The sequence below is a fragment of the Sphingomonas sp. CD22 genome, from assembly GCF_034556155.1.
Classification (GTDB): Bacteria; Pseudomonadota; Alphaproteobacteria; order Sphingomonadales; family Sphingomonadaceae; genus Sphingomonas.
Map to the genome: position 1 here is coordinate 1 of NZ_JAYDYX010000019.1, position 9,546 is coordinate 9,546.

At 62.6% G+C, this 9,546-nt stretch carries 10 protein-coding genes and 2 pseudogenes; 5 read left to right on the top strand and 7 right to left on the bottom strand.

Annotated features, from left to right (window positions below; genetic code table 11):
- The coding region (locus SFC76_RS19470) for a recombinase family protein (RefSeq protein ID WP_322851075.1) at window positions 1–1,618 on the bottom strand (1,618 nt) is incomplete at its 3' end.
- Between the two features lie 56 nt (window positions 1,619–1,674).
- On the opposite strand from SFC76_RS19470, the gene SFC76_RS19475 reads away from it, so the two are divergent.
- The gene (locus SFC76_RS19475; RefSeq protein ID WP_322851084.1) at window positions 1,675–2,418 is read left to right on the top strand and encodes a helix-turn-helix domain-containing protein; all 744 of its coding nucleotides are present in this window, start codon (window positions 1,675–1,677) and stop codon (window positions 2,416–2,418) included.
- 81 nt (window positions 2,419–2,499) lie between these two features.
- On the opposite strand, the pseudogene SFC76_RS19480 reads toward SFC76_RS19475, so the two are convergent.
- Window positions 2,500–2,749 (bottom strand): annotated as a pseudogene (locus SFC76_RS19480) (IS481 family transposase); the annotation flags it as partial.
- Between the two features lie 498 nt (window positions 2,750–3,247).
- Between SFC76_RS19480 and SFC76_RS19485 the strand changes: the two are divergent.
- Entirely contained in the window at window positions 3,248–4,051 is an 804-nt protein-coding gene (locus SFC76_RS19485; protein WP_322851076.1) for a DNA N-6-adenine-methyltransferase, read from the top strand.
- A 331-nt stretch (window positions 4,052–4,382) separates the two neighbouring features.
- Here SFC76_RS19485 and SFC76_RS19490 read toward each other — a convergent pair.
- Window positions 4,383–4,640: pseudogene (locus SFC76_RS19490) on the bottom strand (IS3 family transposase); the annotation flags it as partial.
- A 161-nt stretch (window positions 4,641–4,801) separates the two neighbouring features.
- Here SFC76_RS19490 and SFC76_RS19495 point away from each other — a divergent pair.
- Together SFC76_RS19495 and SFC76_RS19500 are read left to right on the top strand one after the other, a co-directional pair.
- Window positions 4,802–5,131, top strand: coding sequence for a hypothetical protein (locus SFC76_RS19495; RefSeq protein WP_322851077.1), 330 nt, complete (start codon window positions 4,802–4,804; stop codon window positions 5,129–5,131).
- Between the two features lie 53 nt (window positions 5,132–5,184).
- Complete coding sequence (locus SFC76_RS19500; RefSeq protein WP_322851078.1) at window positions 5,185–6,054, top strand: hypothetical protein; 870 nt, start codon at window positions 5,185–5,187, stop codon at window positions 6,052–6,054.
- A 21-nt stretch (window positions 6,055–6,075) separates the two neighbouring features.
- Here the strand turns inward: SFC76_RS19500 and SFC76_RS19505 are convergent, their stop codons facing one another.
- Genes SFC76_RS19505 through SFC76_RS19520 form a run of 4 tightly spaced genes read right to left on the bottom strand, consistent with a single transcriptional unit; the run spans window position 6,076 to window position 8,785 of the window.
- The gene (locus tag SFC76_RS19505; protein WP_322851079.1) at window positions 6,076–6,855 is read right to left on the bottom strand and encodes a ThiF family adenylyltransferase; all 780 of its coding nucleotides are present in this window, start codon (window positions 6,853–6,855) and stop codon (window positions 6,076–6,078) included.
- Window positions 6,845–7,216, bottom strand: coding sequence for a hypothetical protein (locus SFC76_RS19510; RefSeq protein WP_322851080.1), 372 nt, complete (start codon window positions 7,214–7,216; stop codon window positions 6,845–6,847). The genes SFC76_RS19505 and SFC76_RS19510 overlap by 11 nt, the downstream gene beginning before the upstream one ends.
- 22 nt (window positions 7,217–7,238) lie before the next feature.
- Complete coding sequence (locus SFC76_RS19515; protein WP_322851081.1) at window positions 7,239–8,132, bottom strand: hypothetical protein; 894 nt, start codon at window positions 8,130–8,132, stop codon at window positions 7,239–7,241.
- Window positions 8,132–8,785 carry a hypothetical protein gene (locus SFC76_RS19520; RefSeq protein WP_322851082.1) on the bottom strand — a complete coding sequence of 218 codons (654 nt, stop codon included), beginning with the start codon at window positions 8,783–8,785 and terminating at the stop codon, window positions 8,132–8,134. Before SFC76_RS19520 ends, SFC76_RS19515 begins: the two co-directional genes overlap by 1 nt.
- Before the next feature lie 38 nt (window positions 8,786–8,823).
- On the opposite strand from SFC76_RS19520, the gene SFC76_RS19525 reads away from it, so the two are divergent.
- The gene (locus tag SFC76_RS19525; protein ID WP_322851083.1) at window positions 8,824–9,498 is read left to right on the top strand and encodes a hypothetical protein; all 675 of its coding nucleotides are present in this window, start codon (window positions 8,824–8,826) and stop codon (window positions 9,496–9,498) included.
- Window positions 9,499–9,546: the final 48 nt, after the last annotated feature.

Genomic DNA, 9,546 nt, shown 5'->3' on the forward strand with positions numbered 1-9,546 from the left:
CCGTTATAGAACTACAATCGCCGCCCTCACGGGCGGCGTTGTCGTTTGTGGCCCATGACATTAGGTCCGACACCTTCGCCACCACTTCCGCCTCAGGACCATGCGGTCCGTCGGGATAAATAGTCACGCTTTCGATAAGCGTTTCGAGCACTTCAGCCGCTTCGCCGATGACCGCCTCGTCGTTCAACGTCTCCCGTAAGGCCGCAACCTTCTCCTTGAATCTGCGCAACAGCATGGGATGTGGTAAAATGTCGGCAGAGGATGACGCAGACGGTGCCGCCAGGCGTGCTTCCAGCAAAGCCCTCTCGGCCTCCCGGCTCGCGAGGAGGGTCTGCAGCGTCGGGCTCAACACGCCCTGCAGCAAGTTTGCGGTCAGGTTTTCAAGTTCCTGTCTCACGCCGTTCAGGCGGGTCGCGGTGACTTCGTCACGCTGATCGCGGCTCTGGTTGACCCGAGCGACTTCCCGCTCGAACTCCTCGAGGAAGAGCTTTGCATGGTCTTCTGTCATCAGGTGATGCTGAAGGACGGCGAGCGTAGCGGTTTCCAGCGGTCCCTTCCGGACCGAGATTATGTTCGAGCAGGTTCCCCGCTCTTTCTGGCCCGCGCAGCGATAATAATCCGCGCCTGAAATCGTGTAATTCGAACCGCAGCAGCTGCACCGGATAAGACCGGACAGCAGATGCTTTTTGCGCTTCTGCCGAACCGAGTTTTCGTTATTCGAAAGCTGTCGGCGCTCGATCTGATCCCTGACAGACTCCCACAGAGCGTCATCGATGATGCGAAGATCCGGTACCGCGACCTCGATCCATTCGCTTCTGTCACGCAACCGATAGCGCCGCTCGCGCTTCTCGCTGTCCGGATTGCGGCGCCACTGGCGGCGCCCCCAGACCAGTCGGCCGACGTAGAGCGGGTTGTTGAGGATGCCCGTCGCTTTCTTTGGATCGCCCCGGATCGTCGATGCATTCCACTGGCCGCCGCGGGGGCCCGGGATCCCGTCGGCATTGAGACACGTGGCGATCTGGATGGACGAGCGGCCGGCCGCAAACTCGGCGAAGATGCGCTCGACAATGATGGCCTGCGTTTGGTCGGTCTCCAGCAAGCCACGAATGAGTTCGCCGCGTGCGTCGAGCTTAATGACGCGCTTGAAGCCGTAGGCCTTGCCGCCCGCAAAGCGACCGGCAAGGACCGCGGCCTCCATCCCGCGCACGGTCTTGTCGATCAGATGCTTGAGAAAGATCGCACCGAGCAGCCCGGCAACCGCGAACTTGATCTCGTCGACATGGCCTTCGGAAACCGTATGCAACGACACCCGATGATACATCAGCTTCTTGCCCAGGAATGCGACGTCTTCGGCGTCGCGGGCCAGCCGGTCGAGAGCCTCGCAGACGACGATGTCAATCGCGCCTGTTTCAACGTCGCGCAGCAGTTTCTTCAAGCCGGGACGATCGCGGCGATAGCCGGACTGTTCAGGGTCGAGATAGGTGGCAACGACCGTACCACCGAGATACTCGACCAGTTTCATGCAGGACGCCGCCTGATCCGAACTCGATGTCGCGGTTTGCATCGCCGTCGAATGGCGGCCGTAGAGCGCGATACGCGGTAGGGCTTTGGTCAGCATGGTGGATTATCCGTGGTGGCTGATGGGCAGGATGACTCGTCCGCGGCGTGGCGGCAATGCTCGATCGCGGCCTGCCGCGCCAGGAGACGTACCAGCGCTTCCAATCCACAGCGGAACGCGCCGTGGTCGAAGGTGGGAGTCTCGCGATTGATGGCGCCGTCCTGACTTCGATTTTTAGAAGGTTTTTGCCGCGACATGAATCGGTTATGGGATTTGCCGATCACCCACTTGCAAGAACGGCACACTCGATGGCCGCCCGGTCACATTATTTTCCAGCGGCGGACGTTCCTGCCGAAATCGGCGGGTCGATTCGGCAGCTTCGTCAGGCGAAAGGCTGGTCACAGGCGGCACTTGCCCGGCAGAGCGGCGTATCACGCGAGACCATCCTGCGCGTCGAGGCGGGCAAACGAAAGCCGCTCGCCGCGACCGTGCTGATGGTAATTGCCGTTCTGCTTGCCGATCAGGATGACGTCGAGCTTCAGGACGTGGTGCCGGCATGGCCCGAGTTCGATCCCTGCGACCCGGTCGGGCATGGACCGCGAAGCAGGGCCAGAAGGCTGCAACTCAAACGGACCCTGGCTGATGTCGCGACCATGACCGGCGTGAGCGAGGCGACCCTGTCGCGTTTCGAACGCGGGATCGGGGGTATATCGTCGCTGATCGAGATCGAGATCACCGGCCTTGGTGACCACATGCCGCGCCTGCGCAGCGAGAGTCTGGCTCACGCACTGCGATTTCACGATCTTGCCGACCACGAGGCCTTTTGCGATGCCGATGACTGGCGTCAGTGGCCAATCTGACGAAGGCATGGCTTTCCGCCAACGGTCCGATGGCGATTTGGCCTCCGCAAAGGCTTGTTCCTATCGCCCCGAGATCGAGCCGAGCGGCAGTAATGTGTGACGCCGGAATGCGACGACCGCAGCCCCCTCGGCGTCGGTCAAGGTCGTGGAGTGAGGTGCCTTCGGCCTAGTCTTCAAATCCTCGACTGTCGCCCACTTACACCATTTCGCTACTGTCTTCGGGTTCATCCCAAGCTCCCGCGCTAAGCGTCGAGCGCGAAGCTTGCTATCGCTGTATTGCTGCTCGGACGGCGTGCGTGATCGTGGCGCTCCGGTGACGTACCTGTCCCATACGGTTTCCTTCCAATCCAACGTAAGGATCGCACCATCAAACCGTGGGATCGAACACCTAACTCCCGAGCAAGCCGAGCAAAGCATGACTGGCTAACCCAGCGTGTCCGCCGACACGGAAAAAGATCAGCGGCCCTGATTTAACTCTCGGGGATGTCCAGACCGCGAACGGCAGTCTGCTGCGCCCGATGGCGTCTCGTTATGGAACACATCCCAATGGCGCTGCGTCGCATGGTGCATGTGCACGACTTGATCCTCTGACTCACGGATCCTAAGTAGTTGGCACGGGAAACCGTTGCGCCGAGACGTCGTCGACCCCTTGTAAAGGGCTGTGCTGAGTCGGCAAAAGAGGCGAGAACACCTGACTTGCCTTACGCCAGCCGTCGTCGACACGGTTGGCATCCCTTCTCCGGTTGAGAAGGTGGCTGGTCCGGCGACGGGCCGGACCGGGCTGTCAGGTGCCGAGGTTCCATCCATCCATACGAACGGAGGAACCCTCGTGGAAAATGATGCGCGCAATCCGAAGCATGGGGTCGCTGGAGACCCAGCTAACAATGGAGGATTGTCGCCGCTCGCAAAGGTCGAAGCGGCCAGCGGCCGCGCCTTGGTCGCGGGGCCGGGAGGTCGAGTGGGCAAAGGCGGACGGCTACTGGCCGAAACCAGTTTGCCCGGCCTGATCGAACACTATGAAAGCGACGATCGATTCACGTCGCCGGCCCTGATCCTCGCGATCGAGGAGAGCTTTGGCAGGATCCAACTTGATCCCTGCTGGCACGAGGCGAGCTCGGTCCGGCCGGTTCATCACTTTGACGTCCGTCAGGGGCACGATGGGCTGAGGGACGAATGGTTTGGGAGCTTCGCGTTCGTCAATCCGCCTTGGTCCGCCCAAGACGACTGGGTAAGGCGCGGGCACGACCAGTGGTTGCGCGGTAATGTGCGCAAGGTCGTTTTCCTTGTACCCGCCGCGACGGGCGCTGTCTTCTTTCACGAGGCGCTTGCCGGCGATGCTGCGATCTTCCTCTTCAGGGGTCGACCCAGCTTCTCCAAAGTGGGCGGGACTGAAGAAGGGACGATGGTCAACGTAATGCTGGTGGCGCTTGGAGCGACTGTCGATGACAGACGGCGTCTGGCCGAGCGCGTGCGGGGTTCATGGTGGCGGCCGGAGCAGCTTCCGGCAGTCATTGTTGGGAAAACACAGCGCGTCACGGGTGCTGCGTCCTGGACGCTAGCTTCGATTTCCTGCGTCGCGGGAAAAGGCCGAGCGGTGACGTGCGGACCGCCGCTCGCGCTAGAGCAGGGGTAACGGCGGAGTTTTTGCGATCCTGATTGAATTCAGGGCGGAACGCCACTTCAGGAACCCGGCATGCTGTTTCGCTGAGATTGACCTTCCCCCTTCTCGGCGGACACGCTGGGTTAGCCGGTCATGCTTTGCTCGGCTTGCTCGGGAGTCAGATACTTGAGGCCGAGTGCATGCGGTGCTGGTTGTAATAGCCTCGATCTAAGCCCAACGCCGATCGCGTGGCGCCGGCATGGCTGGCGAACGGAACGAGGGCCGGGAGCGATCCTGGCCCTTTTTTCATGATCGCGGACGGCGCGGCGTGACGGCGACGTTACGGCAGCAACACAGTGCTCCCCAGCAGTTTCGGCGCAATCGGCAGATATTGACGACTGTCGGTGGTTTCCGATCGAAACCCACGCCCCGCCAGCGCGCGGAAACGATGGCGACGGATCAGGCGCTCAACGCGGCCACGGCTGCACGGCCGACCTTCCGCCCGCAGAGCGACATGAATCCTGAGTGATCCGTAACGCCCCTGGTGCCACGCCTGGAGCCAGCGAACGTCGTGCAACAATGCCAGGTTCGCTGTCGTTCGCGCCCGCAGGACCCGCACCCTCACCGAGGAAGCATGCCGAACGGTATGCCGCTTCGATCAGGGCGCACGCATGCCCTTCGACGATACGCCGTAGGAAAACAACGACGGAGGTCGGGGAAATAGGGGAACGGTCAATTGAGTGGGTGATCCAGTTTTGAGCTGGGAAAAATACAGGAGTGAGAATGATGGGTATTCTGGTCTTGATCGTGATCATCTGGCTGGCGGCTCGAGTGATCCCGATCATGCTCGTTGGCATGATCGCCACGATCATCGCGATCACGCTGGCTGTGTCGAGCCGGCGCAATGCTCGGGCGCTCATCGCGTCCCGCGCCCGGCATGTCCGCGCCGCGCGGTGGGAGGATCGTCCGTCCCGCGCCGATCGTCGGCTGTTCGCCCGGTCAATCCGGACGTCGATCCGGCAGACTATCGTCCGAAGCCTGTTCCCGAACATCGCCGCGCGCGCCGACGATATCGTGTCCGCTGCGGAAAGGGGCCTTGGCTTCCGATTGTGAATGGACGAACGCGTAAGGTGCGGCATGGAGCCTTTCGCGCTATGGCGTTGCGCGTGAAAACCACGACGCGAGGGCGGGTGCCGACAGATCGAAATCAATTGCGGGACCTCGTCGATCGCATGCTCTGCATCGTCGATTCCGCCCACTACCGAGTAAGTGGCGGGAGGCACGTCCTCGACGTCGCCATCGGTGGGGGCAGCATCGCATTCGACCCCGGCGCAGGATCGTCCGATCGGCCACTCGAGCAGCTCGCCGTTGCAGTCGAGGCTTGCATGATGCTTGACCGATCGCGGAGCATGCTGGCCGCGGTCGATCATACGGACGACCTGCTTCCGTTGTGGCTGGTGACAGGATCCAGCGTGCTGGCCGCCTGGCTTTCCTGGTCGCGCAACCAAGCCGCGCTGCGTCGAAGGCTGGCATTTTCAGAAAAGACGGCAGACGCACCTATAATGGGCTATTTCGAGCGGCGTGCGCGGCGCGACCTTGGACAGGGCGGGATCAGGATCCGGGTGCGAAACAGCCTCGCGGTCGCCGAGAAGATCGAGCTGGCCGGTCGATCACGCTGCATTATGACGCTAGGCCGCGAGGCCCGGATCCGGATCGAAGGTAATCTCCTGCCCGAGACGATCATCTCGGCGCTTCAAGACGATTCACTTCGCAACAACAGGCGCAAGGTCGCAGAGCTCGTGGATCACCCGTTCTTCATTTCTACCGACTTGCAAATCGCTGGCATCCGCAATGTCGTTAACGCGGTCGAGATCGACGTAAAAAGCGACTGGGGACCGCTCATGCCTGTGCCCGGCGCGGCATGGCGAGCTGTACCGCGGGGCGCGGACCTGCCCTGCCCCTGGCGCGCGACTAGCCGAGAGATCGCTGAGTTATACGATCTTGTCGATGCCGGACGCGGGCTTGCGGCAAGCTAATCGTGCGCGCCCGACCACGTCTCAGGCACGATCCTCATTGATGATGTGATTGCCGTCGGTCGAATAGACCGCGTGATATTCGGCCTCCGTGTCGAGGTAGAATCCGCGCAATTGTTTGTACTGGATGATCCCAAGCGTAGCCGCGAGGGTGTTGAGATCGGCAACCTGGATGTTGCTGCGGTAGATATCGTCGTCGTCGCGTCCGGTCACCGGGATGCGACCCTTGTCAGGGATATGGGCACGCATCGCAGGCGTACTGGTGGTCACCCGCACCAGGCCCATCAGCTGGTCGTCGACCAGCGTCAGCCCCAGCCCGCAGTCGATGAACGGCACGTCCATCGCTTCGAGCGCGGGGATGATGAACGCTCGGGCCTCCACGCTGTCGACGCAGCAGAACACGAAATCGACACCATCGAGCAGGTCGAGATTGGCAGGGTCGAGGTGAACGGGATGCGCCACGATGCCGCGGTGCATGCGGCTGTAGGTCCGCGCGAAATAGGCGACCTTGGTCATATTTGCCGCGATGTCGTCGAGCCCCATCGCGCCGGGCGAGCGGAAGGCGTTGTGCTGCTGCATGATGTCGCCATCGATCAGCACGATCCGATCGACCGGCGTCTTGCTGAGCAGGTCGAGCGTTACCGAGCCGGTACCGCCAAGTCCGAGGATCGCGACGGTGCCACCCTCGAGCTTGCGCGATACCGCTTCGATCCCCGCCCGGCTCGACGCGGTGTCGGCATAGACGAACCGACCCGATGGCCGGCTCGCCTCGACCGGAGCGGGCAGGGTGGGGTCAGCTGGCATTGGTGACATTGGCGTTGACGAGGAGGCCCTCGTTCAACTCGATGACGTCGCCCGGGGTCAGCGAGCCGACCGGCCGCAGCGTCGGGCCGTTGCGGAACGTAAGTGTCGCGGCGCCCGGCTGGGTGAAGTCCCGATCGGGAAACGCGATGCGCAGCAGCTGCTCGAACGTCGCAGTCCGGCCGCGCAGCGCCTGCCAGCGACCGTTGACCGAGATCGAGGTGCGGCCGTCGGTGGCGATTGCGGGACGCCGGGTCGAGCGCTCCGCTTCGCCGATCAGATAAAGGCGCGGCGGCTTTGTGTTCGGGAGTGCGGGGGCGGGGATGACCCCGTGCATCGTGGCAGGCATAGTCTGGATCGGCATGCTTCGTCTCCTTGGTTGAACGTCAGAACGGAATTTGTTCGTCGTATTCGAGCCTGTGATCGGGAGAGCCCTGACGGAGCGCCATGAGCGCGTTGACCATGTCGGCGTAGAGACCCTTGGCGCTCTTAAAGTAATAGTGGGGCAACGCGGCCTGGATGCGCGCCCAACTGTACAAAGGATCGGTAGGCTCGAGCCTGAGATCGTTCATCACCTCCAGCATGACTGACAGCGTGAGCACGCTATCGAGCCCGCCCGGGGGACGCTGCAGGACGACGGGGGTCGAGATATTGCGAAGCGCAGGGGGCAGGGCCGACACCTGATCGCACTGGATAACCCATGTCACCTCGCCAAGATCGACGGTGATGCCGAGCTGGTCCTCGCTCCAGCACGTGCCGGTCTCGGGGTCCATCATCGTTGCTAGGCCCGCGCTCACATCCTCGCTGACCTTGTCGGCACCGATGACGGTCGCGACCGGGTTGGCGATGCGCGTCGCCGACATCGCGATGGTGAGCGGTGACGCCCATAGCGCCTCGTTCACGTGGCGCGAGGCGGCGATGTTGGCGGCGATTACCGGATCGGTGAGATTGAGAATACAGTGCGGCACGCCTACGACGCGTGCCAGCCAGCGCGCCGCGTGTGTGCGACCGGCGCCATGGCTACCGGGCAGCAGCAGAGGACTACCGCGAAACCATGGACGCTCGGCCGCGAGCGACGCCTCGCAGCTCTGTTTCACCCAGCGCAGCAACGCGGGCTGATGATCATGCATGATGGCAAACGGGATGCCGTCCGGCCCCAGCCTGTCGCCGCCCATGAGCGCAAACGGTTCACCCAGCCCGAGGGGCGGGGGCGTTCCACCGAACGACTGGCCTACGACCATTGCCGGGATGGCCGGCTCGAACGCGGAGATATCATTCATCAGTCGCCCCTCCACATCTTGAGCGGACGCATGCCGCCGGCCCCCCGGCCTTCCTTCTTCACGCGGCGTTCGGCTTCGAACATCTGATCGGTGAGGAGGCGGGTCAGCGTTTCGTCGCCGTTCTTGGCGGCAAACTCGAGAAACTCGAGAAACCGGGGCTGCTGCCAGCGCAGCCAGTCGCAAAGCCGATCACGCTCGGCTGCGCGATCATAGACGACCCTCCAATCCGCGACATCGCGGCTCTTGCGCTGAAGTTCGAGCGCGTGGCCGCGCTTCGTGTCGGGAGCGTAGAGACTGACACGCTGATGATTGCGCGCCGTCCTGGCGGCCTTTTCTGCAGCTTCATGCCTGGCATGGGTGGCGGTGCTGACGATGCCATCGACGACCTTGTCGAGTTCAACGGTGCCGAAGATGCTCGTCAGACGCCCAAAAAACGCAAGGTCCAGCGCATCCCTGTGGACGGCGTCGAGCACGGCGTTGCGATCCTCGAGCGTGTCCAATCGGCGCGTCCAGATGACCTTCGGTTCCATGCGCCTGCCGGGCGGAGAGACGAGCAGATTGAGGGAATGGGCATCTGCGGCATCAAGTTCGATGACGAATGCATTGGGGGCGGGGGGGCTGGAGTGCGCAGTGGAGGGTGGTGGTTGGATCATGACAACGAAAATATACGCGCGTATAGATCAATGTGTCAATGCTGCTTCTTGCGCTGGGCTGTCGCTGCCGCGATGCGGTTGTGATGCAGACCTCGCGAGACCATGCGATCAACCTTTCGTTCTCCGATGCGGTCACGGTGCTGATGGAAGCGTGTTGCGTGCCGCCGCCCGCGCGCAAGGCGTTCGAGGCGCGGATTCGTCATCTGCAGCGGCTGGGCATCCCTGCACGCCCGGCTGACGAGCGGAACAGCCGGATCACCTATGGGATCGTCGAACTGGCGATGCTTGCGACCACGTTTCGGCTGATGGCGGCCTTCATGATACCGGTACTCGCGGTTCGCTATGTGAACGAGCGGTGGGCCGAGCTGGCGCCGTTCACGCTCGCTGGTGCCCGTGACGTTCTGCCCGAAGCCTATTTAGCGCGCCGGCCGATGACGGGCGGGACCGTCGCGGTGATCGAGGGAAACGCGCTGGCGGACCTTGGTCAGAAAGGCCGGCTCGACGAACGTTATGCCGGGGCGCTTGGTGAGGTCTTGGTAGTCGATGCCGATACTCGCGATATTGTTTTACGCGTGCGTGGCGCTGGCATGGTGATTGATAGCCGCACCTACATGCCCGTCATCGTCACGCGCACTGTCGAGTTGGCGATGGCCACCGATGCTGACCTTGCGATGGAGTTGGACCGGCTGAGATTTGTGGCTGGCCGGCGGTAGCGCTGGCGCCAGCGGGAATAGGCTGCCGTTCAGTAAGGATTGGTGGGA